We start from the raw sequence: 26,328 nt of genomic DNA, 5'->3' as shown, positions 1-26,328 counted from the left end.
CACGTATCTGCGACAATTTCCGAATAAAAAACATACCTTCTGAAAATAAATTGTGCCTTTCAGCCGTTCTGGATATGTTTTATAAAAAAAGATAAAGTTTATTCATGCAAAATGAACATTTATACCTAGATTAGCGTCATAAGGTCATAACAAACATTTATTATGAATAAGGGAACAGTAAAATTTTTCAATGACTCGAAAGGATTCGGGTTTATCAAAGACGAAAGCACTAATCAGGAATACTTTGTGCACGTTACAGGTCTGGTTGATGAAATCAGAGAGAACGACGAAGTAACCTATGAACTCAAAGAAGGAAAAAGAGGGCTTAACGCTGTGAATGTAAAGCGCGTTTAGCTTTAAACATACCATAGAAGCCATTAACAAAAAAGCCCTGCACCTTGTGCAGGGCTTTTTTGCTTTTAACCTCCGTTGCACCCTTCCATCAAAAATATCAAACAGGCCGGGCCTTGGTTTTCATGCTTACAGGAAAAAAGCGCTTAGGTATACTTATGCCGAATCGAATTGATACGATATCGAACGTTAATTATACAAATATCGCGCAATACCTGTGTCCGCAGTTTGTAAATAAACGTGCGCCTGAGCCACAAAGACTTATAAAACTTATGCTGATGGCATAAAAGCCGGGAAACAATTTTACCGCTAATGAAGTAGAATAAAATCGCGATCAACTAGCATGATTTACAAACAAACGTGCTGTTGTATCGTACAAGACATAACAGAAAAGAAATAGCGCTATTTCCTTTTTGTTATACTTACAACGCTCTTACTGCTCTACGCATTACACTCGCTCTGTTGCAAGGCTATATGCCTTAAATTTTACTATTATTTAAATAACCATTGTTGCTGGTGCATTTTCCTGCGCCTGCCTGTTTTTCAGGTGGCTGCGTATATGTGCCTGATAGCCTGTTTGTTATACTTTTTTATTTATAAACTAAATTTTAATTATGAAAAACAATCTGATACCAAAGATGAAAGGCATGCCTGATGCCGCCACACTTCAAAAACAGATGCTAAAAAGCGGCAGGCTTTTAACTGTTTTATTTATGGCTTGCTTTCTGCTCAGTTGCGATGAGATTCCGGGTTTGGGAGAAATCATACCTGACAAAGACACAACAGCCAAAGCCGACAAAATCAAACCGAAGGGGCCAAATCCGGAGTGGGCTCCGAATATAGACCCGCAGATGTTGGCCGTTATCGAGCAGTTCCAGAGCTATAATGTAACCCCTTATCCGATGCTGACGGCACCCCAGGCGCGGGAAGAACCTAATTTCCATACGGCATTGGTCGATTTACTGAATAAAAACCACATCAGTCCGAAGTCTGCCAATGTATCCGTCAAAAATATGACGATACCGAATGGCACAGACGCAGGGCTTTTGGTGCGTACCTACACACCAAACAACGGCACAGGCCCTTTTCCTGTAATTGTGTATTACCATGGCGGCGGTTGGGTTATCGCCAACCTGAATACCTATGAGCCATCGGCCAGTGCATTGGCAGAGAAAACAGGCGCTATCGTGGTTTCGGTGGCTTACCGCCAGGCGCCGGAGCATATGTTCCCGGCCGCGCATGAAGATGCCTTTGCGGCTTACAAATGGGTACGCGAACACACCGCAGAGATAAACGGAAACCCTGATAAAGTAGCCACTGCCGGCGAAAGTGCCGGAGGTAACCTGTCGGTGGCCGTGGCGCTGATGGCAAAAGAACGTGGCGTAGCGCTTCCGGTGCATATTCTGTCGGTATACCCTATTGCAGATGGCGATATCGAGTCGCCTACGTACGACATGTATGTGGAGTCTTTGTTCCTGAACAAGCCCTTGATGAAGTGGTTCTTCGACTTATATAAGCCTGACTGGCAGACAGAAACAAACCCACTGATTTCGTTGATCCACGCTGATCTGAGCGGGCTGCCGGAAACAACCATCATCAACGCCGAAATAGACCCCTTGCGCTACGAAGGCGCCGTGCTGGCCGATAAACTAGACGAGGCCGGTGTATCCGTAGAGCGAAAAGTATACATAGGCGTAACGCATGAGTTCTTTGGCATGAACGCTTTGCTGGAGCAGGCCGAAGATGCGCAGAAATTTGCCGCCGTGCGATTGAAAGAATCATTTAAAGACTAAACCTGCAGCTTCACCGAAATTAAAAAGCGAAAGCTGCTTTATCGTACGATAAAGCAGCTTTCGCTTTTTAATTTCGTCTTGTATTCCAGTTCACCATAAAAATAAAGATACCTCGCAGCGTGCGCACCGCGTGGCTGGGCTAAAACAGCCCTTCTTCTTTCAGTATCCGGACCACTTTACTTCTGGTGCTCAGAAAGCGGCCTAACATGGTGCCAAGTACGATGCTAAAGCTGAAAGCAGTTAACGCCGGACCGTGTATCCAGTGGCCAAAAATCCAGCGGCGGGAAAAGGAGAACACCATGTACAGCCCCAGCGTAATGCCGCCAACTTTATCCATGCGGGCTATTACCTTGCTGGTTTCTTCGTGCCAGCGCACATCCGACAGATACCCCACCACATAGCCCAGCACCACACCGGCGGCAATGCCGGCCAGAGCCAGCATCCATCCCAGCACACCCGTAACGATATCATACACCACGATACCGCACATGACCAGCAGGATAACCAGCAACATGCGGAGCCGGAAAATAACTTTTTTATGAAGGTGCTGCTTCGGCAGCCTTCTTTTGTTGGAATCTGTCAATGGCGAAATGCTTTAATGGATGAAAAAGCTATATGCTGGTGCATATAATATAAATATCTGTAAAGGGTAAGACCTCGCGGTATGCGCATCAGTTTCCGTATCGGTTTGCCCAGACGCTCGCGGGAGCTGCGCATACCGCGAGGTCTTCGGCGCAACGGCTAAGTCTTCCGGCTAATACCACGAGGTATTTGTTACAACGCTTCATACGCCTCGCAGGGCATACTAAAACCGGGCTCCACCAGCAGCACTTCGTCGTAGGTGAGATTATATAAGCGGTACACCAGCACATCTATTTCCGCCTCCAACCCCGACGTATCCGTTGCCGCATCGGCTTGTTTTATACTTAGGATTTGCTCCACCAACGCCGTTATACTTGCTTCCGTTTCTTCGTCGGCGGTGGCGATGGGAGTTGTTAAATCTATAGCCGTACAGAAGGAATTAAGCTCTAAAATCCTTCTCTAAAACCTTTTAAGTGAGCATAGCAAACCGGGCTGCCGCCTTCTTCTACATGCTTTATAGAAGAAAACTCTTTGAGCAGGTGCGCCGGCGACAGCACTTTGTAGAGCGCCGCCAGTTTCACATCGTCTTTGAGATCCGAGTTGCGCAGCGGCTTCTCAAAATCCCTGAGGTCAAAATGCGTGAAAGTGATACTTTCAGACAGCGAAGCCAGCGCAGGCGCCGCTATCTCCATGTAGAAAAAGTCGGTGCTGCTGCCTGCTTTGCGGCCCTGTGCCCAGCCGGTAAAATCCTTTCGCAGCTGCGCGTTGCGGTAAAACAGCCGGTCGAACTCCAGGGCATCAAACACAAACCACTCATACACGCTGGTAACCACCAGGTGCTTCAGATCGGAATTTTTATGTTCTTCGCGCTCGCGCAGGTAATAGAGCAGCAGTTCGTGCATGGCCTTGCTGTTCAGGTTGCCCGTGGTGGGCATGTCGGCTTTGTTGCCGGGCCGCTTTACTTCCAGCAGCACGCCGGCATTGCTTTTGGTGCTGCTGCCGGTATGTATCACCAGGTCGGTTTTGCCTTTGGTGTTCACGCCATACTTGTCGTAAAAGCTGCTTTTCAGAAAATCGCGCAAATGATTTTTGGCGTGCTCCTCGCTCTCGCTCAGGTTGATGCTGTCCAGCAGCGTGCGCAGCGCCAGCTTAAACCTTTCCATGTCGGAGCGGGCAGTTTTGAGGCGTACGTAAGCTTTGTTGAGTGCCTGGCGCGGGCTAAGAGGGTGATGGTGCTGCATGAGTGGTTTGTTTCTACAGCAAGATAGGATTTAGAGAGCAGAAATTCTGAATTAGAAATCAGAAATGTTTGGGGTGGTTATTGGCCCCGCTGGTGCAAGGGATGTAGCTCCCGCTGGTGCGAGCTTGTAGCTCGTATCTTTACATCTACAGAAAAAAGGTACGAGCTGCAAGCTCGCACCAGCAGGGTTTGCGATCTTGCCTGAACCTGTGCTTTGCATGATGCCGGAAATAAGGATAGTGCTTTGCCAGACCTCACAGTGCCTTTCAAATCTTTCAGCGTGCAGCTCCTGCGAGTGTCTGATTAATGATGCGCTGCAGCCAACAAGACGCTCACAGGCCTGAAAGACGCTGTGAGGTCTGGGCAGAAGCGCAGGCTCAAAAGCGGTGTGGTTGCAGTTCTTTGCCTGAGCTGCCACAGGCCTGAAAAAAGGAAAGATTTATACAGGAACTTTGCCTGCCTCAACCTTCCTGTTCTTCGTAGTCGATTGTTTTGGGCAGACGGGCGAAATGTTCAGCCAGCAGGTCGGGCAATTTGGTTAATTTGCGCTGTTTGGTATCCATCCAGGCGCCTTCTACGTTCAGCACAGCCGCCTTTACGCCATCCGCTCTGAAAATATTGTGCCGGATAGACCACCTCGATCCGTCCGGACGGCTTTTGGTTAACTCTGTAGTTACGGTTAGCGTATCATTTGCGCTTACTTCGCGCAGGTACACCGTCTCTTCTCTGAAAAGTATAGGCCCGAGGTGCTGTTCCTGGAATACTTTCAGGTCAAGTCCCAGTTCGTCAAGCACTGCAATACGCGCCTGTGCGGCAAAGTCAGCATAAGTAGAGTGGCGCATGTGTCCGTTCGGGTCCAGGTGCGCCCACATCACTTTGCATTCATAAGTCAAATCCATATGGGTATGTTTGTCGTTTCAAAGTGGCACAGGTTTAAAGCTTTGCCGGTTGCAAAGATACGGCTGATTTCAAGACAGAGACAAAACCTGGATAAAATAAGTAACCGGCTAACAAAACAACTGCGCAAAAGATGCAATTAAACAATCCTGTACCTGCGCCGGACATCAGCAGGAAAGCCCTTCCCTTCTCTCCAGGTGCTATTTCATTGCTGATTTTATTGCCCGCAAGGTATGGCAGCAGTTATTTTACAACATCGCATTTAAAATAATCGTCATCGTACCCCGGTGCGGGTATATCGCCCACGCGCACAATACGATCCAGGCGAACCTGTTCTCCCGTTAGTAATTCCAGGTATTCTTCCTCTCCTTTAAAATAGAGGCCTTTCACAATGGCATTCCTGGTAAAAAACTCATGGATATCGCTGAAAAACTGAATACGGACGTATGATTTCCGGGCTGCCAGTGCTGCCAGCATGGCACGAAATTCCTGCGCAACGGGTTTGTAAGTATGGCTCATAGTTGTAGATCATCTTTTGAAAATGAGGCTGTTTGATTTATCAGATGTACTACATAAACCTGGTAATGTTTTTAAGTTATTAACCGGCTTTAAATCTTTTCAGAGACGGATGCTCCTTCCCCAACAGCCTCATGCAAGTATAAAATCACCGTTGACGCTGCCTTTTAGCTTACTATGCCAGGGTATGGCAGGAGCCCTCTTAGTTTAAATAACGTGTTTTACCTGTGATGGGTGCTCTGTAAGCAAGATTATGTATACTTTACTTTGTTCTGCTACAGGATAAAATGGTACGTAACAGGCCTGATAAAAAAATATAAATTTTAGTTCTGTAAATTTTGAACCAACAGAACTTAACCATACCTTTGCGGTGTTCTACCAAAGAACAAAGATACACAAATGAATAACCTGAACGATACAAAGCGCGCCCTGATAGAGAAGATAGGCATCTTTCACGAAGGTATTGGCTTGCAGCCAGCCACGGGACGGGTTTTGGGTTTGCTGTACGTATCAGACAGGCCCGAACTTACCTTCGATGAAATCCGGGAAACACTGGGCATCAGTAAAAGCGCCGCCAGCAATGCCATCAACCTGCTGCTGCATCTCAACCGCCTGGAATATATCACCTACGCCGGTGACCGCAAACGCTATTTCCGGCTCAAACTGTCGAGATGGCGTGAAACATTGATAGAGGAAATTGATAAGGTAACAGAGTTCTCAGCCACCCTGCAGGAAGTGCTTCTTCACCGGACAAAAGATACGCCCGGGTACAACAAAAGTATAGATGAGCTGGCAGGCTTTTTGAATTACCTGCACAGCCAGATTCCTGCGCTATTGCAAAAATGGGAGCAGAGTAAATCAGCATAATTTTTTTGAATACAGTAGTTCTTCCTTTTCAGAACAAAGTAATATTAACAGAACATAAATAAAACATCGTGATTAAAAAATATCTGACAATCGGACTTATGCTGCTCCTGCTGCAACCGGTTATGGCACAAACACAACAGCCCGAAGGTAAAATGGAGCTGACGTTGCAGGAGGCTGTAAAGTATGCCATAGAACACAACGAAGATGTGGCAAAAGCGAATTTAGACCAGCAGATAGGCCAGCAAATCATACGCGAAGCCAAGAGCAACGGCCTGCCGCAGCTAAGCGGCTATGGTACGCTGGACTACTATCCGGCCCTGCCCACGCAGATTTTGCCGGGCGCCCTGGCTGGCAGAGAAGAAGATATTGCTGTAAAATTTGGTAAGGATTTTAACTCTTCTGCCGGCGTTGAATTTACACAAATGCTCTTCAGCAAATCATACTTCGTTGGCCTCGAAGCGGCTAAAAGCACAAAAGACTTGTACCGCCTGCGTGCCGAAATGGCCGAGGAAGATGTGATGTATAACGTAGGCACCGCTTATTTCGGGGTGTTGCAGACCCAGGAGCAATTCAACAACATCAACGCCAACCTCGAAAAACTGGCGCAGCTCGAAAAAATCCTGACCCTGCAATACCAGAACGATATGGTGAAGAAGGTAGATGTGAGCAGGGTAACGGTAAACATCACCAACCTGCAGACACAGAAAGAGGCTTTGCTTACAGCGCTTGAGCAGCAGAAAAACATGCTTAAGTTTTTTATGGGCATGCCGCTGGACCAGGATATAAACCTGGCAGATGCCACTATCACCCTAGATAACACCGCTCCCGCTGCGGTTATACCCGGAGAAATAAGCCGGAACAGGGTACAACTGGAACTCCTTCAGAAGCAGAAGGAACTGACCGGCCTGCAGGCTAGCAATATCAAAGCAGGTTATTACCCCAGTTTGTCGGCTTATGGCCGCTATGGCTACCAGGTGCAGCGCGACGACTTGTTCAGCAACGAGCAGCCCTGGTACCCGGTTTCGGTGGTAGGGTTAAAACTGAGCGTTCCTATTTTTGACGGCTTCAGGAAAGATGCCCAGATAAAGCAGGCAAACCTGGAAATGCAGAAGCTGGACATGGACATCCAGAAGTTCAACAAAAACACTGCTGTAGAGCTGACCAACGCCATCAGCCAGCTGCAAAACAGCCAGCACGCTATTGCGGCACAGAAAGGCAATGTGGATCTGGCACAGGAAGTATACGATACCACCAACAAGCTGTACAAAGAAGGCATTTCGCCGCTTACCGAGTTGCTGGATGCGGAAGTAGCGCTGCGCGAAGCACAGACAAACCTGAACAACGAGAAATTAAAATACCAGGTAGCCCAACTGAGTTATCTGAAAGCCAAAGGAGATTTAGAAACACTAACAAAGTAGTATCATAAAAGGACACAAACAATAAAAATGAAGAAGGTAATTTATATCATAGTTGCGCTGGTTGTTTTAGCGGCTGTTGGCTTTAAGCTGATGAGTAACAAAGAGCAAATGGCAGCAAATGCAGCTGTAGCAGATATCAGGAGCGATGCTATTCCGGTTGCTATTACAGAAGTAACATCGGATAAGTTGGATAAGTCCTTTATGGCGCAGGGTAATTTCGCCCCTATTCAAAGCCTGACGCTATTATCCGAAACACAGGGCCAGGTACAGAAGGTGTATAAGCGCAAAGGCGATAAAGTAAAAGCCGGCGATTTGCTGCTGAAGGTAGAAAGCAACACCATGGCTGCCGACCTGGCGACAGCACAAACCAATGCCGAGAAAGCCAAAAGAGACCTGGAGCGATTCGAGAACCTGGCTGCCGGCGACGCCATTACCCAAAGACAACTGGAAGATGCCCGTTTAGCTGCCAAATCTACGCATGCGCAACTGGTAGCTGCCCGCCAGCGCCTGAACAAAACCAGCATCACGGCTCCTATTAACGGTGAGATAAACGAGATTTACGTGGAAGTTGGCTCCTACCTGAGCTCAGGCACAAAGCTATACGACATCGTGAACGTGGACAAACTTAAGCTGCAGGTAAAGGCTTCAGAAAGCGAAGTACTGCTGATCAACAAAGGAGATAAAGTAACGGTGAAAGCCGATGCAGGAGCAGGCGAGGAGTACGAAGGTGTGGTTACCGCCATCGCTGCCCAGGCCGACCCAAGCCTGAAGTTTGATGTGGAAATTGAAGTGAAGAACGCTGCCGACAACCTGAGAGCCGGTATGTATGGCACCGCTTTCTTTAAAGTAGACGCTCAGCGCGATGCCATGCTTTTACCACGCGAAGCCATCGTTGGCAGCATCCAGAATCCTAGTGTGTTTGTGGTGAACAACGGCGTAGCCAATGCCCGCCAAGTGAAGGTAGGTGTGGTGACACAGGATAAAGTAGAGATACTGGAGGGCGTGAAGCCAGGTGAACAGGTTGTGAGAAGCGGCCAGATCAACCTGCGCGAGGGTACCAAGGTATCTGTGCTTAAGTAAGCGTAGCAACGATTATCATCCCCCTGCCCCCTTCAAAGGGGGACATGTTGAACTAGTTTCCATTTGTCATCCTGAAAAGAATCCTTGTGGATGGTAAGTTAAGGAGTAACTACGAAGTAAAAGTTCAACTTAGCGTAACAGCATAAAAGTCCCCCTTTGAAGGGGGCAGGGGGATGATTACACTGGAGAATCAAACTCCTAAACGAAAACAAAAACTTCTTTTTAAGAGAATTCAGAAATGAACATAACTAAATTAGCAATACAGCGATCGACCCTGGTGGTGGTGGTATTTACCGTCCTCACGCTGCTGGGGGTTGTCAGCTACCAGTCGCTTAACTACGAGCTGTTGCCGAAGTTTAACCCGCCGGTGTTAACTATCAGTACCGTATACCCGGGTGCTTCGCCTAACGAGGTAGAGAACTCCGTTACAAAGGAGATTGAAGACGCGCTTGCCTCCCTGGAGAACGTGAAAGAGATGAAGAGTACCTCGCTGGAAAGCTTCTCGATGATCGTGATCAACCTGAACCAGGGCACAGACGTGGATTTGGCCCTGCAGGATGCACAGCGTAAGATCAACACCATCCTGGCCAGACTGCCGGAAGATGCGGATGCCCCTACGCTGAACAAATTCGACCTCGACGACCTGCCTATCATCAAGATGGGAGCCACAGCCAACATGACGCCGACTGAATTCTATGACCTGATTGATAACAAAATCAAGCCGGAGTTGTCGCGTATACAAGGTATGGCTGCCATTAAAATTCTAGGTGGCCAGGAACGTGAGATCAAGGTAAACCTGGATGCCGACAAACTGGAAGCGTATGGCCTTTCTATACTTCAGGTGCAGCAGAAAATCGGCAACTCCAACCTCGACTTTCCGACTGGTAAGATCAAGCAGGAAAGCGGGCAGACGCAGATCCGACTGGCTGGTAAGTTCCAGTCTTTAGAGCAGCTAAACAACCTGATCCTGCGTGAAGATCAGAATGGTATCGTTCGACTTTCTGATGTGGCCGAAGTACAGGATACGCAGAAAGATATCGAGGTCATGAACCGTATCAACGGCAAAGCGTCGGTGGGTATTACCATCCAGAAACAGTCGGACGCCAATGCCGTGGAAGTAAGCCGCCTGACCAAGGAAGCACTCGCTGATCTTGAAAAAACCTATGCTGCCGAAGGCCTGAAATTCAACATCGCCAACGATTCTTCCGACTTTACGCTAGAAGCAGCCGACTCGGTAATTCACGACTTAATGATTGCGGTTATACTGGTGGCCTTCGTGATGTTGCTGTTTCTACACTCGCTCCGTAACGCGGTTATCGTAATGATCTCCATCCCTGCTTCGTTGGTGGCTACCTTTATCGCTATGTACCTGTTTGGCTACTCGCTTAACCTGATGTCGCTGATGGCACTTTCGCTGGTAGTAGGTATCCTGGTAGACGACGCCATTGTGGTAATCGAGAACATTCACCGCCATATGGAGATGGGCAAAAACCCGGCACAGGCCGCTTACGACGGTATCCGCGAGATCATGGCGACGGTTACTTCCATCACACTCGTAATCGTGGTGGTATTTATTCCGATCGCGCTTTCAACAGGTCTGGTATCGGACATCCTGCGCCAGTTTGCGGTGGTGGTGGCCGTGGCCACAATGATCTCGCTGTTCGTAGCCTTTACCCTGATCCCGCTGCTGGCCAGCCGTTTCTCGCGCTTGGAGCACATCTCTGATAAGAACATTTTCGGACGCTTTATACTTGCTTTCGAGCGTTTATTGGACAGAATCATCGATGGCTTTACAGCTACTTTAAGGTGGGCCTTTAACCACAAGTTTATCACGCTGGCTGTTACTGTCGTGCTGCTGGTTGCTTCGTTTGCACTGGTGCCCTTGGGCTTTATCGGCTCAGACTTTATACCTGCCGGCGACCGTGGCGAGGTAAGCCTGCAGCTGGAATTGCCAAAGAACGCTACCGTAGAACAAACCAACTTTGCGACACGCAAGGTAGAGGACTACCTGCTTGCCAAGCCTGAAGTAAAGAAAGTGTTTACCACAGTAGGTACGACTACTTCGGCACAGGCCGGCCAAAACACAGCCTACAAAGCCGATGTTTCGGTAACGCTGGTGGATGTAAAGGAACGTGATTTCAGCACCGACCAGTTCAGCCGTCAGGCAAAAGCTGATATTGAAAGCAGGATTCCGGATGTGGAAGTAACGCCGGTGCCGGTAGGGCTGGTAGGTAACTCACAGGCTCCTATCCAGATCATTATCTCAGGATCAGACCTGGATAGCGTGATGGCATTCTCACAGAAAGTAATGGCTATTACTGAAAGTGTGGATGGTACGGCCGACGTAGAGATGTCGGTAGAAGGTGGTAACCCGGAAATTGAAGTAGTAGTAGATCGCGATAAGATGGCCAGTGTTGGCCTGTCGCTGGAGAGCGTGGGTGCCAGTATGCAGCTTGCCTTCAGCGGTAACTCCGATATTACTTTCCGTTCCGGAACCGAAGACTACGACATCAACATCCGCCTGGATGAATTCGACCGCCGGAATGTAACAGATATCAGCAACCTGTCTTTTGTGAATAATAAAGGGCAGATCATCCGCCTTGGGCAGTTCGCCGATATTCGTCAGTCAACTGGTCCGTCGCAGCTGGAGCGTTACAACCGTGTGACTTCGGTAAACGTGAACTCGCAGGTAATTGGCCGCCCAACCGGTTCGGTGGGTGCTGACATTCAGGCAAAAATGGCTGAGGTAAAGATGCCTAACGGCGTTAGCTTAGAGTATGGCGGTAACCTGAAGAACCAGAGCGAAGGTTTCGGTACACTGGGTATTTCCCTGCTGGCTTCCATCATCTTCGTGTACCTGATCATGGTGGCGCTGTATGACTCTTATGTATACCCGCTGGTAGTGCTGTTCTCTATACCACTCGCCATCATTGGTGCCTTGCTGGCCCTGGCGCTGTCTTCGCAGTCGCTGAGTATCTTCTCTATACTTGGTATTATTATGATGATCGGTCTGGTTGCCAAGAACGCCATTATGGTGGTAGACTTTACTAACAAGCTGAAAGACGAAGGCGTGTTTGTGAAAGACGCCCTGATTGAAGCAGTTCGTATCCGTTTCCGCCCTATCCTGATGACAACGCTAGCGATGGTGATAGGTATGTTGCCGATTGCGCTGGCAGGTGGCTCCGTGGCAGCTACCAAGAACGGCCTGGCCTGGGCTTTGATCGGTGGTCTGAGCTCGTCTATGTTCCTGACGCTGATTGTGGTGCCCGTTATCTACTACATCTTCGACCGCATTCTGGCCCGCTTCGGCTGGGACAAGAGCACCAAGATAGAACTGGTAGACAAGACCCAGGAAGAGCTGGAAAGAGAAACGCTTGAGTTGGAGGAAAGTAAATTAAGCCACTCACACGCTTATTAAAAGCTCCAGTTTTATTTATGATGAATGAAGGTAAACGTGTGTGAGGCTGACGGCCTGCACACGTTTTACTTTCTACACACAAAGTATACTTTCAATATATAATACCATGCAAACCCTTGCCATTGATCCCTCCTCCATAAAAAAAGAAGTACTGCACATTATCACTTCGCTCAAAAAAGTACATCCCAGGCGCCTGCTGAAAGCAAAAGACCTAAGCGAACTGGGCTTCGACATCCTGGACGTAGTAGACATTATCGTGGCAGTAGAGCAAACCTATCAACTCACCATTCCGGACGAAGTGCCGGTGTATTCGGTAGATGATTTTGTGAATTACGTTTACAGCCAGCGCAAACAGCAATAGTTTTAATATTCCAAAACACAAAAGTGCCGCAGCTATACTTTAGCTGCGGCACTTTTTTATGCCTGCCATACTTTGGTGAAGTATAAAAGGAAAGTATAAAATGAGGGAAGGAAGCAAGCAGCATGACCTTCTGCTTAACCTCCAAATGCCCCTTATTGTCATCCTGAAAGAATCCGGGTGGCGGACTTTAAAGCTGTTAGTAAACGTTGTTACCGCTGGCTAACAAGACCCTTTCAGGATGACAAAGAAGAGAGAAAGGTGTGATGTGGTACTGGCAAGTATGCTACAACTGCATAACAGAACCTGCCATAGCGCAATTTAACTATCGCCATACTTCTGCAAATTTTCCTGCCAGCGCATCCGGTAGGCATTCATGGCGGTGGTGCCCAGCTTATCGAGCAGGCGATAATTTACGATAGCTCCTACGGGCGCGCCGATAACGGGGATAAACTGCGCCATCTTCGCCAGATCAATGTAATCGCGGTACTCCTGCTGAAAAGTACGCCAGTCGAACTGATGAATGTCGTCGGGCAACTGTTCTTTTCGTTTGTCCCAGTTTACCATTTGCAGGTATACCGCACGGCGCTGTTCCTGGCTGCTGAACGCCAGCTGAAAAATATGAAGCAGGTACAGGCGTTCGCGGTAATCTTCAACCGAATACCCATAAAGGGCGGCGATGTCGTAAAGCATTTTCAGCTTGAGCCCCAGCAGAAGCGGAAAATCGGCGAAGCCCAGCAGGATACCGCCGGCCCCCGTAATGCCGCCTTCTGCAGCAGCCGTTCTCTTATAAAACTTTACCTGATCCAGCACCAGGGCTTCCTGTAGCTGCAGCGGCATACCGGCCTCTATTTTCCGGGTGGTCCGTTCCGCGCCAAACAGCACCGCCCGGATCATCTGCTTGATGGCAGTAGTTACAGCCCTGTGTACTTTTTCGGGGATGTAGCTGTTTATCTTTTCCTGCATGCGCTTCGCCAGCTGGTTCAGCAGCGAAGGCGGGTGCAGCATCTGCGCCTGCCAAGCGCTTAATTCCCGGATAACCTGTTCTTCGTAAGCAGACATAAGTATAGCTGGTTTAATCTGGTTCGTGTTTATGGTTGCACCGCATGCACTTTACGTAAGGCATAAACTTTTCAGTTACATCCCTGCCGCTGCTACTGTCCTATTCTTTGGCAAAGCTTTAGCTTAATTCCCGTATACCTAAGAAACAACTCTAAAAGCTATGAATATGAACAACAATAACCCAATCTGGCGGACATTAGGCCTAGGCGCTATTGCGGGCATGCGCTCAATGACGGCTCCTGCTCTGCTGAGCAACGAACTGAGCAATGCCCCTACGGCAGCACTTGCCGGCAGCCCGCTGCGATACCTGCAGCACGGCCCTGTAGCTACCGGCCTCAAACTGCTGGCCGCCTCGGAGCTGGTAGGCGACAAAATTCCCGGCATGCCCGATCGTATTTCCCCACCAATACTGCTTCCGCGCGCCCTATCGGGAGCACTGGTTGGCGCCACCATTTTTACGGTGCACCAGGATAGCTGGATAAAGGGAGCCGCCATTGGAGCCGCTGCCGCTGTGGCCGCCACCTATGGCAGTTTTTACCTGCGCAAGCTGATGAACAAGTATGCGCCAAATGCCGTAAGCGGCGCCCTGGAAGATGCGCTGACGCTGGGCAGCGGCCTGGCCATTGCTAAAAGGTAATCTATAAACCCCAATAAGTATAAAAGCCGCTGCTACATGTTGTTGCAGCGGCTTTTTAGGTTTTATAACACCCCGCCGGGCAATTGCCCTCCTGTTTATACTTGCGGATTTGATCAGAAGATTTTGTAATTTTAAGTATAAAATCAAACTTCTGATGAAAAACAAAACTTTTCTGAAACGGCTTCTGGTCGTTTCGCCTTTGCTGGCTACAACTTTGCTGGCCGGCTGCCATAAATATGAAAAAGCTGCTGCAGACGAGCCCGACCTCATTAGCAGCAACCGCGACACAACCGTTGCCCCGGGCGATGACTTTTTTACTTACGCCAACGGTACCTGGATAAAGAACCACCCGATTCCGGCCTCGGAAAGCAGCTGGAGCATCGGCAAGGAAGTGCAGGAAGAAATGTATGCCCGCCTGCGCGATATCAGCGAGAAAGCAGCCAAAGCTGATGCGGCCGATGGCACCAACGAGCAGAAAATCGGTGATTTCTACCACACTGGCATGGACACCACAACAATCAACAGGCAGGGCCTGCAGCCACTGAAGCCGGAACTGGACCGTATTGAAGCTATGAAAACGCCTGCCGATGTGCAGGCCGTGATCGCGCAGCTGAAACCTTATGGCGTTACCTCGCCGGCCGGCGTGTTTGTAGAGCAGGATGCCAAACACAGCGATGTGATGGCCTTATACCTGTGGCAATCGGGGCTTGGGTTGCCAAACCGTGATTATTACTTCAACACCGACAGCCGCACCGCCAACATCCGCCAGGAATACGTAAAGCACGTAGCCAACACGTTTGAGTTGATGGGGCAGGATGCGCATACCGCACAACAAAACAGCGCCCGTGTCATGAAGCTCGAAACGGCCATGGCCAAAGCTTCCCGCAAACTGGCCGACCTCCGCGACCCTTATGCCAATTACAACAAGATGTCGGTAGCGGAACTGGACAAGCTGACGCCCGGCATCGACTGGAAAAACTGGCTGGCGCAAATGAACATCAGCAACGTGGACAGCGTGATTGTGGGCCAGCCGGAATTTTACAAAGAAACCGGCAAACTGCTCAGCAATGCTTCCATTGACGACTGGAAAGCATACCTGAGATGGCACCTGGTGCACGCTTATGCCGACAACCTGAGCAAGCCTTTCGACGAGGAGAATTTCCGCTTTTATGGTACCGTGATGCAGGGCAGCACCGAGCAGCGCCCCCGCTGGAAACGTGTGCTGGATGCCGAGGAAGATGCCATGGGCGAAATGCTGGGCCAGCTGTTTGTAAAGGATTACTTTTCGCCGGAGACCAAGCAGCGCTACGAACAACTGGCAGATAACGTGGTGGCCTCGTTCCGCGACCATATCAAAAAACTGGACTGGATGAGCGATTCTACCAAGCAGAAAGCGCTTGCAAAGCTGAACAAAATCAACAAGAAAGTAGGCTACCCCGAACAGTGGAAAGATTTTTCGGATCTGGAAATTGACCGCAGCTCTTATGTCCGCAATGTCATGCGCGCCAATCAATGGTGGTACAACTATAACCTCAACAAGCTGGGCAAACCCGTAGACCGTACTGAGTGGAGCATGACACCGCAGACCTATAATGCTTATTACAACCCCAGCAACAACGAAATTGTGCTGCCGGCCGCTATCTTCGCTGTGCCGGGTTTAAAAGATGCAGAAGCCGACGATGCCATTATTTATGGGTATGTAGGCGCCTCCACCATCGGCCACGAGCTGACGCACGGTTTTGATGACCAAGGCAGCCAGTATGATGCGGCGGGCAATCTGCGCAACTGGTGGACAGACAAAGACCAGGAGCTGTTTAAGAAAAAGGTAGACCAGATTGTAAACCAGTTCGACAACTATACTGTGCTGGACAGCATGCACGTAAATGGCCGCGCCACAGCCGGTGAGAACATTGCCGATTTAGGTGGCATCGTCATCGGCCTGGATGCTTTTAAGAAAACGGAGCAGTATAAAAAGGGCGAGAAAATTGGCGGGCTTACGCCGGTGCAGCGCTACTTTCTGGGTTATGCCCTGGGCTGGCAAAGCCACCAGCGCGACGAGCGCCTGGCCCGGCAAATCCTGACGGATGTGCATTCGCCGGCCAACCTACGCGTAAACGGCCCCTTTGCCGACGTACCGGAATTTTACGAAGCATTTGATGTTAAGCCCGGACAGAAAATGTACCTGCCCGACAGTGCACGCGTGAAGATCTGGTAAACAGCATCTAATCGTATAAACAACACGGCCACCTGCATCTTTGCGCAGGTGGCCGTGTTGTTTATACGATTAGATGTACAGAGGCAAAATTATATTATCCTTTGAGTTTCATGGGTTCAATATCTTGACATCTCATCTTAAAAAGCACGGCTTAATCACCTATAATCAGCTTGTTATACTTTAAAAGTCTTGTACCTAACGTTTAAGTACCTGTGGCTTTATACTTGCTCAGGCTAAAAGCCGGGTACTTTGTCCAGCAACCCTTTGGCTTTGTAGCCGAAGCGCCTTCCAAACAGTATCTGCACCTCAGAATAGTAGCTGCGCTGGCGGTTGCTGGCTTCCAGGCTGCCTGACGAAAACAGCATATTGCCCGTAATACCACCATAATATTTATCGCTGTTAAAGCCAAAGGTCACACGGCCATCGCCCTGTATACCCAGCTGTGCCGGAAGATCTGCCGCTACATTGCCCGGCTGCACACCGCTACGGCTCCTGACGGCCAGGCCCGGCCGGAGAGAAAGCGACGTAAACAGGTATTTCTTGAAAACGAACGTGTGCGCGTAACCCACATTCACGCTGTAGGTGGCTGCCCGGTAACGCACCAGGTTGGCATCGTCGGGGAAGTTTGCCTCTATGCTTGCCGGCAGCAACGACGAATCACCGGCCACCTGCGTGTACATGAATGTACCACCCAGTAAAAACGAACCGGCACTTTTCTTTTGCCGTTCGCGCCGGAATGTTGTGGCAGGATGTGAGAACCTTTTGTTATTAAAGCTATAATAAACGCGGGCAAGAAAGGCTTTAGAGGAAACATCGGGGCGTACGGGGTAGCCTGTATTTTGCTGAAACCAATCTTCCGCCAGCACCTCAGGGTTACTCAAATACAAGCCTTTGTATTGCTGGTAATTGGTATCGAACCATAATTTGCGCCCGTTTAGGCTAATCCCGAGCTTAAACTGGTCTGTCTTCCCTTTTTCGGCCTCATCATTTCCTGAATTGGGTGTCGGGATAGTCGCATGAAAACTCAGCCAGCTATAACTCACGCCTATTCCAACTGAAGAGGATACATTCGGCTTGTAAATGACCCGATCCTGATCACCGATAAAACGAAGCGCATAATCCGTGTCTTCCAGCAACAGGTGCACGTGCAGCATCCTGTTATAGCTCGCGATATAGGCAGTGTCTACCTTTGGCGGCTTGGGCGTAAGTGCAGAATCGAGGTGAATTCCCAGAATCCGGAAGCCTGTACCTTCCTGTGCCTCAGCCTGGCCGGGCAGCAGCAGAATAGCAGCAGACAAAAACAAAAACAGCAGGCGGAATGGCATAAATTTCAGAATAATGGTGAGGCACAACGAAGGGATACGTATAGATGATGAAGAGCAGGATTATAGGATTATACAGCCATTAAACTGAATAGTTTAATCACTCGCTACTTATTTTGATACAGCCGCTAAATTTTCTGCAACTCACCTGGCACGCTGGTATTCAACTGGTTAAAGTATAGTCAACACCTTTTCGGGTGGCCTGCCGATAACGGCTTTGTTGCCATTTACTATAATCGGGCGCTCTATCAGCACAGGGTGCTCTGCCATTATCCGGATCCATTCTTCGTCGGTATGCGTCTGGCCGGCAAACTGTGTTTTGTATACGCTTTCGCCTTTGCGCAGCAGCTGCTCCGGCTTTATGCCCAGTTTCTGCACGATACGCTCCAGTTCCCCGGCAGTCGGCGCCTGTTTCAGGTATTCTATTACCTGTACTTCCTGCCCCTCGTCCTGTAGCAACTCCAGGGCCTGGCGGCTCTTGCTGCAGCGATTGTTGTGGTATAATTGTATCATAATTTGTAATCTGACAGAAGTATAAGTACAATCCGAAACGTAAGTACAGCCCCATGCTTTTCAAAGCATCCCAGGCACATGGTTCTTAAAGTATAAATCGTTTGTAAACAAACACGGCAGGTTCCTGCTTATAACTTGCTATACCAGAACTGCCTGGCTAAACCTGCCGGGCTTTACCGTTTATACTTACGCCTATACTTGAAACAGGTAAAAAGCCGGGTCATAACCCTCTCGTTCAAGTATAGGCTTAGATACATTAAATACCTTTACGCCTTTTGAGGTTTCGCCCTCCAGCACACCAATATGGGCGTGACCATGAAAAGCAGCCAGCACCTGCCGCCGGTTCAGTGGCTCGGCCAGGCGGGATGATCCCAGGAACGGAAAAATCTGTTCGGGTTCTCCTTCTACCGTGGCTTTGATGGGCGCATAATGCAGCACTGCTATCTTTTTTAAATCCACGTGCTCGCTGTCGAGGCGGGCCAGAGCGCCGTCCAGTTTCAGGGCCTCATCTACGGCTTCCTGCACAAAATCTTTGATCATCTGCTCCCCGAACATGCCCAGCATGGCTTTGTCGAAGCCACCGCCGAATCCCTTTACGCCGGCAAACCCCACATCGCCTATCACCACGCTGTCGCCGTCCAGCAGGTGCACGTTCTCGTTGATCAGTAATTTGCGGATGGCTTTGCCGTTGTCGCGCTCATAGTCGTGGTTGCCGAGCACGGCCACCACCGGTATGGTGCACGATTTCAGTTCATGAGCCAGCACTTCAGCCTCAGCCACCCGGCCGGTGTCGGTCAGGTCGCCGCACAGCAGCAGCACATCGGCCCTTTGCGAAACTTCCCTGAAAAAGTCTTCCCATTTACCCTGGTCTGTTTCGCACACATGTATATCGCCTACGGCAGCGATATTGGTTATACTGGTTTTGTTTTCGGTCTGCATCATTTTATATGGATCTCATGGTTACTACCTTATAGTTCCATTCGGTGATATCGGTTGCGTATTGTGTCTGATCAATAAGCGGACCCAGGCAGATTTTATCTGCCGGTGTGGGCAGGTCGAACTGATCTCTTGCCCGATCCAGGAGCTCCTCAAAGAGCCACTTCGGGATGATGTCGCGATCGGAGGGATATACAAACTGAAACGACAGAAACTGCGCCAGCAGCAAATGCCAGTGCGGTTCCATGTGCATCCAAATCCATTTCCAGTCCAGTTTGTTGCCCCAGCGCAGTATGATATGGTTGATATCGCCGCCATCATAACGTTCGCGGTTCTGCACATACAGTTTCGACCAGATAAGCGCCTCAGCCGGAATATATTTTACCTTTACGCCAAAAAGCTCTCCTTTTACAGCACGTTCCAGCCAGCTGTCGTCCACGGCACAGTGATTGCCGGGATTGTTGAAGATAACGTCTACAAAGTTGTCGCCGATGATGGCTTTGGCAAGCCAGCGTGGATCCGTCAGTTCCGTTTTATAGCCCTGTTCGTTAAACCATTTCATAATATGCGGGCACTCCCCGGATTTGCAGAAAACATCCAAATCTTTGGTGTCGCGCATAATGCCGGTATACTCGCGCAGCGCAAAGCCCCCTCCCACCAGGAAATCTGCTTTGCTTTGTGTGAGCAGGTTAAGGGCACTTTCATAAAAATCATGCGCTTCTTTTTTCTCGCTCTTCTTCTCCTGTGCTGCTTTCTTTTTAACTTCTTTGGCCATATACTCCCTTACATCTGTTAAACCTATACCCGGAGCAGCGCAGCAAGAACAAATGCCGGATTTATACTTTATCAGGCGCCCCCAAAGTAGATGCATTTACTTATTTTAGACCCCGGAAGTTGTAGAAAATGCGCAAAGCGATACAATTTCCCCAATCCAAATCCCCGCTCTCAGAGGTGTTATCAGGCTATAGAGAAGTTGCACAGGCAAAGTATGGCTGCGCCAGATAAACCGGTTTATTTGATTCCTCTCCCTGAATAAAGATTTCTGTTCTGCACATGAAGTCATACTTCGGATGCTGGCGCCTGCCTGATCTCCTCTGGCTTCAGGGCTGTTTCACTTTCCGGCTTATGCCAGCGGCAAATGGGGTGCTGATCCGGCGTTATTTGTTCCCGGCTGCTACTGCCGTTATTTCAGATTTTCGTTAACCCCTGCTATTCCCTCCCGTTAAAAAGATAGAAGACAACTATTTATAACCTCTAAAATTCTAAAAGCTATGAACAGAAATCAATCAGATCGCTACGGCGATACAGGCCATTATCAGACACATCGATCAGAGCGTTACCGTCATCCGGAGCAGGACAACAACTACGGTTACCAGTCCCGCGGCAGCTATGGCAATCAGGGCAACAACCCGGACAGCTCACGCCATACAGCCAACCGCAGCATGAACGACCCTTACAGTACTTCCCGCAACTATGGCAGCATGGGCAGCTACGGCGGCGCACAGGGCTTTGGCACTGCCAGGGGCGGACAACACCCATCGCAGCGCAACGACAGCAGCGGGTACAATTATTTCAGTGGTATGGGCAGCCCGGACGAGGCAAGGCAAAGTAACCTGAACAGCCCTGGCTACAACAGCAATATGTACAGCGGCCGCAGCAACTACAACTCCGGCAACAGTGCCTATAACCGTGGTTCCGACAGGGGCATGAGTTCTAACTCGGGCAACCGCAACCTGTATGGCAACGATACTGCGCACCGCTTTGAAAGCAACGACCTGAACCGTTCCGGCAACGACAACTATGGCTCACACAGCTATGGTGGCAGCTCCCGCGGAAACTACATAGACAGCGGCTACGACCGTGATGTACGCAACAGAGACAACTATTCGGGCTTTTGGGGCTCCAGGGACGGCTATGCACATGGTGGCGACACCGGCAGCACCAGCGAACGCTACGGCATGAGCGGCTACTTTGGCGGCAGCAACAACAATCCAGAAAGCGACTATATCCGAAGCCAGAACCAGACACGCACTTTTGACCGCAACCATGACCGCCGGGACGACAACAGAGACTACGATCGCTATTAACAGAATAACGGGTAGTATACTACAGTAAGTATTTAATATAGTATAAAAGCAACGGGCGGAGCATCAGTTATGATGTTCCGCCCGCTGCTTTTATCAGTCTCGTATATCCGGGCAGGTAAACGGTATAAAGGTATCTAAACAGGAAATCCGTAAGGGAATTGATGAATTATCTGTTAAAGCCGGATTTGTATTTTCTGCTTCTACGGATGCGCTTTCAGGCAAACGCTTCTTAAATCGCGCATGCTGCCGTAAAATACGTTGCAATCTACTGCGCCCACAATTCCGTCTATCACACCGCCATCGGTGTGCTGCCAGAAAGCAAGTTTCAGTTTGTCGGTTTTTTCCAGTTTCAGCTCCGGCACCTGATAATGGGCTATCCAGAGGTGATAATCGTCGAAATGACCTGCCAGGTAATCCTTGTAAAAAGTATAGTTGGTGTAGATAATGGGTTTGATGCCGTATGCCTTTTCTACCTGCCGCAGCCATACCTGCAGATCCTGCCGCAGTTGCTCCTTTGATTTCCGGCCTTTTACCTCCACATCCAGCACAGGCGGCAGATCGCCGGGCTGCAATTTCACCAGCGATATAAAGTTTCTGGCCTGTACTTCCGGATTCAGGTGCGGCCTGTAAAAATGGTAGGCGCCACACAGAATACCGGCACGGCGCGCCTGTTCCCAGTTTCCTTTAAAAGAGGCATCCTGCAGGGTGGCGCCTTCGGTAGCTTTTAAAAAGGCAAACGAGATTTCATTCCCGCGCACTTTCTGCCAGTCAATCTCTTTCTGGTATTTGGACACATCAATGCCGTATACGCTGTAGCCCTCCGGCCAGGCCGCTTCAGGCTTTTCCACAAAAAGCGCTACGTACAGCACTGCGAGCACCAGCAGCATAAGCACAGCAACGCCTGCCTTAAACAGCAGCGGCGATTTCCCTTTATTGCTTTTAGTAAGCTTTTTCTTTTTAGGAATGCTGCGCCGCCTGGCAGGCTGGCTTTTATACTTAGGCGGGCTGGCCGAAATCTTATCCCAGGCATCATCTGCAGCGTCGGCAGGCAGCTTTGGTTTAGGCTTTTGCGGGGTGCCCATTACAGTAACACCTCCTGCTGCGGTACGCCCGAAAGATGCTCCAGCCGCTCCCCTTCCAGCGTGAGATAGCCTTTCATCAGGTCGGCGGTCAGGCACGAATGTACGGGCAGCACAAACATCAGGTCGCCGATGTGGTATTTATCGAACTGTTCGGGGCTGGCCTTCACCACGCTGTGCTCCTGCGACAGCGACACCAGGGCCAGTCCTTCCACCGGTGCTGTCCATCCTTTCCCATTCAGTTCCACCATCAGGCCATAAATTACCGTGCTGTTTTGCTGTGGCAGGTTATCTTTGGAGAAATGTACACTGCCGCCATAAAGTACAATCTCGCCCCTGTCGGCGTGCTTGGCCACTACAGGGCAGGCCATGCACACGGCTATGTCATCAAAAGTGCAGGAGCCGATGCGCTGCTGCGTAAGGTCGTAAAAAACAAAGTTGCCCGGCCGGATTTCGTCTACCCCGCTCAAGTCGTTCACAATACTGCAGGAGGGCGTATCGCCGACAGAAAGCTGCAAAGCAGGAAACTGGCTTTTGTAGCGCTCGCGCAGCAGTTGCAGGAGGTAAACGGATGTTTTATGGATGGTATGGATAGCTTCGGTGTCGGGCTGTTTGTAAGTATGGCCGTCGTGCACCACAAACCCCTGGAAGTGCAGTTTATCGCTTTGCTTTATCTTGTTCAGGATCTTGTCCAGTTCTGCATGGTCGTTTGGCAGGATGCCGGTACGGCGGTAGCCGGCATCGATCTTGAGCCAGATACCGACGCTATGTTTTAAACTGCCGGCCAGCAGCTCCACTGTTTCCGGGTTTACGGCCAGCAGGTGCAGTTGTATGCGCGCGGCCAGTTCGTTTATACTTTCAATTTCAAGTATATTGGCCGGAAAAGCTACCATAATGTCGTTCCAGCCGTGGTTGGCAAAATACCGTGCCATGCGCAGCGACGACACCGTAATCGCCTCCACACCAAAAGAACGAAACCACTCGCCCACCTGCGCCGACTGATGCGTTTTGAAATGCGGCCGCAGCCTTATATTACTTTTTTTTGCTTTCTCCACCATCCTGCCAATGTTGTGCAGGCACTTCTCCCTGTCTAAAAGTAATGTAGGCGTAGTTATTCTCATAGGTCTTTAACGCGCTCTTAACCGCTAATAATGTGAAGTTACTAATCTTTATTCAAAACAAACAACGCCGATGCGGCATCCCGTCAATTTGTCTTTCAACCGGCATAGCCCGCGCGATGTGCGCAGCTCCTGCGGCTTTACCTGAACCACAAACAGCCGTAAACAATTCAACCATTTAACAATCAGCAAGCGGCAACCAACAATTAAAGTATCTTTGCAGCCAGGTTTATACTTACGAGTTATGAGTTTTTATTACATCAAAGCCCTGCACATCATTTTTGTGGTCACCTGGTTTGCGGGCCTGTTTTACATCGTGCGTTTGTTCATATACTTCGCTGAAGCAGCAGAGAAACCTGAACCCGAAAAATCCATACTTCAGAAGCAGCTGGCACTGATGCAAAAGCGGCTCTGGTACGGCATCACCTGGCCCTCGGCTATACTTACCTTTATCTTCGGCCTGACGATGTTATACCTGTACGGCAGCATTCCGTCGTGGCTCGTCTGGAAGCTCTGTTTTGTGGCCGGGCTGTATGTATACCATTTCCTGTGCCACCGCATTTTCAGGCAACAGCAGCAAGGCATCCTGAAGTATAATGCTACCCGGCTACGCATCTGGAACGAAGTGGCCACGCTTTTCCTGATCAGTATTGTGTTTCTGGTTGTGCTCAAAAGCTCACTCAGTATGTTGTGGGGCATCCTGGGCCTTGTTCTTTTTTCGGTTATCCTGCTGCTGGCCATCCGTATTTACAAACGTGTGCGGGAGAAGAGTTAGAGCGTTAAAGATTTAGAGAGTTTGAGAGTTAAAAGGAAATTAAAACAGGAAGAAAAGCATCAGGGAGATAGCTAGAGTTACTACCGAGGGCACATCAAGTGATAACAAACACCTGCAAACATGTTTACTCTCTAAATGTTTAACTCTTTAACTCCCCAACTCTCTAAATCTTTAACTTCTTAACTCTTTCCTCTACCTTTGCCGGATGAACGATGCAGTACTGAAAGCAAATGAGCGGGAATTAATCAAGCTGATCCGGTTTTTCAGCAAGCGCGCGGCCCTGCTGATGGAAACGGGCGAGCTGAGCCAGGAACACGCCCAACTGACCAATGCCTGCCAGAACCTGGAAACGCAGCTTTACACACACGCCCGGAACCGGGCCGCCATACTGGACAAGCGCGAACGGCTGTTAAAAATAATTGAAGACAACGCCACCTGCCCTAAGTGCGGCAAAGCCGATATGCTGAAGAAAAACGGCGTAGACACCAACGAGCTGGGCTGGAAGAGCAATACCTACCGTTGCCGCCGCTGCAATATCACCTTTACCTGGAACCGCCCGAACAATCCCTGGCACATGACTTCGTTTCTGGAAAACTATATCAGTGAGCTGGAGCAGGGCGTACAAAACGAAATGAACGAGGAGCTGCGCAGCCATGCCGAAGATGCCATTGTGCAACTCAACGACAGCCTGAACCGCCTGCGCCCGGTGCTGCAAATCTCAGACGAGGAAATGGAAGCCCTGCAGCAGAAGGAAAGCGAAATGGACAAGCTCATTCATCAGTTTAAAAATTACCTGCTGATTGAGAAAATAAAACTCGACACTTACGAGGAGTAGCTATCGTTTATCGTTGTTCGTTTTTCGTTATGTCAGGAAGGCATCAGGAAATGACTTCTTGAAATTGTAAGTATAAAAGTAAATAGCAGTGTATTGAAGTATAAATATACCTCCAGCATTTTCATCTGAAGGCTTTTGTACTTCTGCAGCTTTCATACTTCCAGCATTAAACCGCCCATCATGCCTGGCAAAGCCCACCCGAATAACGAACAACGATAAACGAACAACGATACTCAAACGCCCTGCACCAGCCAGTACCAGGCCGCCAGCGTAAGTATAGAAACGGGAATGCCGATGCCCACCATCATGTTGGCCAGGCGGGGTTTCAGGCCGTAAGAGGCTGCCACAATGCTGGCCGTAATCATAGGCGCCATGGCCGCCTCCAGCACACATACCTGTACTACCTGCCCGCGTTGCCCCAGCACCGGCACATACAATAGCCAGATAAGCAACGGTGCAAGTATAAGCTGGTAAACCAGTCCAAGCGCCAGAAAGCCCCAGTGTTTGCTGCGCCGCTCCAGCCTCAGTTGCATGCCCACCGACACCAGCGCCAGCGGCGACACCGTGCTGCCCAGCCGCTCAAATACGTCTTTCACATCGTCAGAAAAGTGCCAGCCGGCCAGGTTCATTCCCAGCGCCAGCACAAACATCAGAAAAGGCGGAAACCGGATAATCCTGTTTACGATAACGCCGGCCCCGGCCTGCCCGCTTGAAAAATACGCCGCCAGTGCAATGCCCAGCGTGGAGAGCACCATAAAAGTACCCGGCTGGTCTATCAATATCGCTGTTTTAAGCCCTTCCTGGCCGTAAATGGCCTCTATTACCGGGAAACCGATGAAGGAGGTGTTGCCCAAGCCTGCTGTAAGTATAAGGCAGCCTACAATCCGGCGCGGCCAGCCAAAAGCCCTGCCCAGGCCCCAGAATAAAAGCGCCGCGCCGGCAAAGCAAATCCAGGCTACCGCCACCGGCAGCAACACCGCCGTGTTCAGCGTTACTTCAGGTATAAAGTATAAGGCCAGCGCCGGCATCGAAATGTAAATAATAAACTGGTTGAGAACCAGCGGGCTGTTGCGCGGGAAATCGGGTAACCGCCGGAGCAGCATGCCCAGCAACAGGCACCCGAACAGAAGTATAAAGCTGCTCATGCGGTCGTAAAGCGTAAAAACATAAACCGGTAAGGTATATCTGATAAGGTAAGATCATGCAGGGAATTCTGAAACCCAGCTTTT

The 26,328-nt window shown here is 49.7% G+C and carries 25 protein-coding genes; 12 read left to right on the top strand and 13 right to left on the bottom strand.

What is annotated here, in order from left to right; translation table 11 throughout:
• Positions 1-162 precede the first annotated feature (162 nt).
• Both I2I11_RS14715 and I2I11_RS14710 read left to right on the top strand, forming a co-directional pair.
• On the top strand, positions 163-354 hold the full coding sequence (locus I2I11_RS14715) for a cold-shock protein (RefSeq protein ID WP_196268484.1): 192 nt from the start codon (positions 163-165) through the stop codon (positions 352-354).
• Positions 355-965: 611 nt separating this feature from the next.
• Complete coding sequence (locus I2I11_RS14710) at positions 966-2,144, top strand: alpha/beta hydrolase (RefSeq protein WP_230680312.1); 1,179 nt, start codon at positions 966-968, stop codon at positions 2,142-2,144.
• Between the two features lie 139 nt (positions 2,145-2,283).
• On the opposite strand, the gene I2I11_RS14705 is transcribed toward I2I11_RS14710, so the two are convergent.
• From I2I11_RS14705 to I2I11_RS14685, 5 genes are all read right to left on the bottom strand, one after another.
• The gene (locus I2I11_RS14705) at positions 2,284-2,727 is read right to left on the bottom strand and encodes a hypothetical protein (RefSeq protein ID WP_196268483.1); all 444 of its coding nucleotides are present in this window, start codon (positions 2,725-2,727) and stop codon (positions 2,284-2,286) included.
• A gap of 191 nt (positions 2,728-2,918) precedes the next feature.
• Positions 2,919-3,086 carry a hypothetical protein gene (locus I2I11_RS14700; RefSeq protein ID WP_196268482.1) on the bottom strand — a complete coding sequence of 56 codons (168 nt, stop codon included), beginning with the start codon at positions 3,084-3,086 and terminating at the stop codon, positions 2,919-2,921.
• An 86-nt stretch (positions 3,087-3,172) separates the two neighbouring features.
• Positions 3,173-3,967 carry a DUF7149 domain-containing protein gene (locus I2I11_RS14695; protein WP_196268481.1) on the bottom strand — a complete coding sequence of 265 codons (795 nt, stop codon included), beginning with the start codon at positions 3,965-3,967 and terminating at the stop codon, positions 3,173-3,175.
• Between the two features lie 460 nt (positions 3,968-4,427).
• A complete protein-coding gene (locus I2I11_RS14690) occupies positions 4,428-4,865 on the bottom strand; it encodes an acyl-CoA thioesterase (protein WP_230680311.1) in 438 nt (145 codons plus the stop codon).
• Between the two features lie 241 nt (positions 4,866-5,106).
• Complete coding sequence (locus I2I11_RS14685) at positions 5,107-5,382, bottom strand: hypothetical protein (RefSeq protein WP_196268480.1); 276 nt, start codon at positions 5,380-5,382, stop codon at positions 5,107-5,109.
• A gap of 396 nt (positions 5,383-5,778) precedes the next feature.
• Between I2I11_RS14685 and I2I11_RS14680 the strand changes: the two genes are divergently transcribed.
• From I2I11_RS14680 to I2I11_RS14660, 5 genes are all read left to right on the top strand, one after another.
• The gene (locus tag I2I11_RS14680; RefSeq protein WP_196268479.1) at positions 5,779-6,246 is read left to right on the top strand and encodes a GbsR/MarR family transcriptional regulator; all 468 of its coding nucleotides are present in this window, start codon (positions 5,779-5,781) and stop codon (positions 6,244-6,246) included.
• Between the two features lie 122 nt (positions 6,247-6,368).
• A complete protein-coding gene (locus tag I2I11_RS14675) occupies positions 6,369-7,664 on the top strand; it encodes a TolC family protein (RefSeq protein WP_230680310.1) in 1,296 nt (431 codons plus the stop codon).
• 27 nt (positions 7,665-7,691) lie between these two features.
• Positions 7,692-8,744, top strand: a complete 1,053-nt coding sequence (locus tag I2I11_RS14670; protein ID WP_196268478.1) for an efflux RND transporter periplasmic adaptor subunit — start codon at positions 7,692-7,694, stop codon at positions 8,742-8,744.
• Positions 8,745-8,982: 238 nt separating this feature from the next.
• Positions 8,983-12,162 carry an efflux RND transporter permease subunit gene (locus I2I11_RS14665; RefSeq protein ID WP_196268477.1) on the top strand — a complete coding sequence of 1,060 codons (3,180 nt, stop codon included), beginning with the start codon at positions 8,983-8,985 and terminating at the stop codon, positions 12,160-12,162.
• A 106-nt stretch (positions 12,163-12,268) separates the two neighbouring features.
• The gene (locus I2I11_RS14660; RefSeq protein WP_230680309.1) at positions 12,269-12,523 is read left to right on the top strand and encodes an acyl carrier protein; all 255 of its coding nucleotides are present in this window, start codon (positions 12,269-12,271) and stop codon (positions 12,521-12,523) included.
• 318 nt (positions 12,524-12,841) lie between these two features.
• Here I2I11_RS14660 and I2I11_RS14655 read toward each other — a convergent pair whose 3' ends face one another.
• Positions 12,842-13,582 (bottom strand): EcsC family protein, encoded by a 741-nt coding sequence (locus tag I2I11_RS14655; protein WP_196268476.1) that lies wholly within the window; start codon positions 13,580-13,582, stop codon positions 12,842-12,844.
• 166 nt (positions 13,583-13,748) lie between these two features.
• Between I2I11_RS14655 and I2I11_RS14650 the strand changes: the two genes are divergently transcribed.
• Entirely contained in the window at positions 13,749-14,219 is a 471-nt protein-coding gene (locus I2I11_RS14650) for a DUF4126 family protein (RefSeq protein ID WP_196268475.1), read from the top strand.
• Between the two features lie 154 nt (positions 14,220-14,373).
• A complete protein-coding gene (locus I2I11_RS14645) occupies positions 14,374-16,434 on the top strand; it encodes a M13 family metallopeptidase (protein WP_196268474.1) in 2,061 nt (686 codons plus the stop codon).
• A gap of 233 nt (positions 16,435-16,667) precedes the next feature.
• On the opposite strand, the gene I2I11_RS14640 is transcribed toward I2I11_RS14645, so the two are convergent.
• From I2I11_RS14640 to I2I11_RS14625, 4 genes are all read right to left on the bottom strand, one after another.
• Positions 16,668-17,759, bottom strand: coding sequence for a DUF4421 family protein (locus tag I2I11_RS14640; RefSeq protein WP_196268473.1), 1,092 nt, complete (start codon positions 17,757-17,759; stop codon positions 16,668-16,670).
• A gap of 168 nt (positions 17,760-17,927) precedes the next feature.
• A complete protein-coding gene (arsC, locus tag I2I11_RS14635; RefSeq protein ID WP_196268472.1) occupies positions 17,928-18,269 on the bottom strand; it encodes an arsenate reductase (glutaredoxin) in 342 nt (113 codons plus the stop codon).
• A gap of 192 nt (positions 18,270-18,461) precedes the next feature.
• The gene (locus I2I11_RS14630) at positions 18,462-19,211 is read right to left on the bottom strand and encodes a metallophosphoesterase family protein (RefSeq protein ID WP_230680308.1); all 750 of its coding nucleotides are present in this window, start codon (positions 19,209-19,211) and stop codon (positions 18,462-18,464) included.
• A 1-nt stretch (position 19,212) separates the two neighbouring features.
• A complete protein-coding gene (locus I2I11_RS14625) occupies positions 19,213-19,980 on the bottom strand; it encodes a nucleotidyltransferase (protein WP_196268471.1) in 768 nt (255 codons plus the stop codon).
• A 496-nt stretch (positions 19,981-20,476) separates the two neighbouring features.
• Here I2I11_RS14625 and I2I11_RS14620 point away from each other — a divergent pair, with 496 nt between their 5' ends.
• Positions 20,477-21,292, top strand: a complete 816-nt coding sequence (locus I2I11_RS14620) for a serine-rich family protein (protein ID WP_196268470.1) — start codon at positions 20,477-20,479, stop codon at positions 21,290-21,292.
• Between the two features lie 200 nt (positions 21,293-21,492).
• Here I2I11_RS14620 and I2I11_RS14615 read toward each other — a convergent pair whose 3' ends face one another.
• Both I2I11_RS14615 and I2I11_RS14610 read right to left on the bottom strand, forming a co-directional pair.
• Positions 21,493-22,374 carry a glycoside hydrolase family 25 protein gene (locus I2I11_RS14615; RefSeq protein WP_230680307.1) on the bottom strand — a complete coding sequence of 294 codons (882 nt, stop codon included), beginning with the start codon at positions 22,372-22,374 and terminating at the stop codon, positions 21,493-21,495.
• Positions 22,374-23,492, bottom strand: a complete 1,119-nt coding sequence (locus I2I11_RS14610) for an alanine racemase (RefSeq protein ID WP_196268469.1) — start codon at positions 23,490-23,492, stop codon at positions 22,374-22,376. The genes I2I11_RS14615 and I2I11_RS14610 overlap by 1 nt, the downstream gene beginning before the upstream one ends.
• Positions 23,493-23,733: 241 nt before the next feature.
• On the opposite strand from I2I11_RS14610, the gene I2I11_RS14605 reads away from it, so the two are divergent.
• Entirely contained in the window at positions 23,734-24,264 is a 531-nt protein-coding gene (locus I2I11_RS14605; protein WP_196268468.1) for a CopD family protein, read from the top strand.
• A gap of 205 nt (positions 24,265-24,469) precedes the next feature.
• Positions 24,470-25,099: a hypothetical protein gene (locus I2I11_RS14600; RefSeq protein ID WP_196268467.1), complete on the top strand. Its 630-nt coding sequence runs from the start codon at positions 24,470-24,472 to the stop codon at positions 25,097-25,099.
• A gap of 233 nt (positions 25,100-25,332) precedes the next feature.
• On the opposite strand, the gene I2I11_RS14595 is transcribed toward I2I11_RS14600, so the two are convergent.
• Entirely contained in the window at positions 25,333-26,244 is a 912-nt protein-coding gene (locus I2I11_RS14595) for an AEC family transporter (protein ID WP_196268466.1), read from the bottom strand.
• Positions 26,245-26,328 lie beyond the last annotated feature (84 nt).

The organism is Pontibacter rufus, assembly GCF_015694705.1.
GTDB lineage: Bacteria > Bacteroidota > Bacteroidia > Cytophagales > Hymenobacteraceae > Pontibacter > Pontibacter rufus.
The sequence above is the reverse complement of the archived record's forward strand: the minus strand, read 5'-3'. Positions and strand labels throughout refer to the sequence as shown.

Bases quoted from the DNA above. Each gene is read 5' to 3' on its own strand.
- I2I11_RS14695 (WP_196268481.1), bottom strand. From the start codon at position 3,967: ATGCAGCACCATCACCCTCTTAGCCCGCGCCAGGCACTCAACAAAGCT.
- I2I11_RS14690 (WP_230680311.1), bottom strand. From the start codon at position 4,865: ATGGATTTGACTTATGAATGCAAAGTGATGTGGGCGCACCTGGACCCG.
- I2I11_RS14685 (WP_196268480.1), bottom strand. From the start codon at position 5,382: ATGAGCCATACTTACAAACCCGTTGCGCAGGAATTTCGTGCCATGCTG.
- I2I11_RS14655 (WP_196268476.1), bottom strand. From the start codon at position 13,582: ATGTCTGCTTACGAAGAACAGGTTATCCGGGAATTAAGCGCTTGGCAG.
- arsC (WP_196268472.1), bottom strand. From the start codon at position 18,269: ATGATACAATTATACCACAACAATCGCTGCAGCAAGAGCCGCCAGGCC.
- I2I11_RS14645 (WP_196268474.1), top strand. From the start codon at position 14,374: ATGAAAAACAAAACTTTTCTGAAACGGCTTCTGGTCGTTTCGCCTTTG.
- I2I11_RS14595 (WP_196268466.1), bottom strand. From the start codon at position 26,244: ATGAGCAGCTTTATACTTCTGTTCGGGTGCCTGTTGCTGGGCATGCTG.
- I2I11_RS14710 (WP_230680312.1), top strand. From the start codon at position 966: ATGAAAAACAATCTGATACCAAAGATGAAAGGCATGCCTGATGCCGCC.
- I2I11_RS14670 (WP_196268478.1), top strand. From the start codon at position 7,692: ATGAAGAAGGTAATTTATATCATAGTTGCGCTGGTTGTTTTAGCGGCT.
- I2I11_RS14610 (WP_196268469.1), bottom strand. From the start codon at position 23,492: ATGAGAATAACTACGCCTACATTACTTTTAGACAGGGAGAAGTGCCTG.
- I2I11_RS14665 (WP_196268477.1), top strand. From the start codon at position 8,983: ATGAACATAACTAAATTAGCAATACAGCGATCGACCCTGGTGGTGGTG.
- I2I11_RS14600 (WP_196268467.1), top strand. From the start codon at position 24,470: ATGAACGATGCAGTACTGAAAGCAAATGAGCGGGAATTAATCAAGCTG.
- I2I11_RS14640 (WP_196268473.1), bottom strand. From the start codon at position 17,759: ATGCCATTCCGCCTGCTGTTTTTGTTTTTGTCTGCTGCTATTCTGCTG.
- I2I11_RS14715 (WP_196268484.1), top strand. From the start codon at position 163: ATGAATAAGGGAACAGTAAAATTTTTCAATGACTCGAAAGGATTCGGG.
- I2I11_RS14620 (WP_196268470.1), top strand. From the start codon at position 20,477: ATGAACAGAAATCAATCAGATCGCTACGGCGATACAGGCCATTATCAG.
- I2I11_RS14615 (WP_230680307.1), bottom strand. From the start codon at position 22,374: ATGGGCACCCCGCAAAAGCCTAAACCAAAGCTGCCTGCCGACGCTGCA.
- I2I11_RS14650 (WP_196268475.1), top strand. From the start codon at position 13,749: ATGAACAACAATAACCCAATCTGGCGGACATTAGGCCTAGGCGCTATT.
- I2I11_RS14660 (WP_230680309.1), top strand. From the start codon at position 12,269: ATGCAAACCCTTGCCATTGATCCCTCCTCCATAAAAAAAGAAGTACTG.
- I2I11_RS14675 (WP_230680310.1), top strand. From the start codon at position 6,369: ATGGCACAAACACAACAGCCCGAAGGTAAAATGGAGCTGACGTTGCAG.
- I2I11_RS14605 (WP_196268468.1), top strand. From the start codon at position 23,734: ATGAGTTTTTATTACATCAAAGCCCTGCACATCATTTTTGTGGTCACC.
- I2I11_RS14630 (WP_230680308.1), bottom strand. From the start codon at position 19,211: ATGATGCAGACCGAAAACAAAACCAGTATAACCAATATCGCTGCCGTA.
- I2I11_RS14680 (WP_196268479.1), top strand. From the start codon at position 5,779: ATGAATAACCTGAACGATACAAAGCGCGCCCTGATAGAGAAGATAGGC.
- I2I11_RS14625 (WP_196268471.1), bottom strand. From the start codon at position 19,980: ATGGCCAAAGAAGTTAAAAAGAAAGCAGCACAGGAGAAGAAGAGCGAG.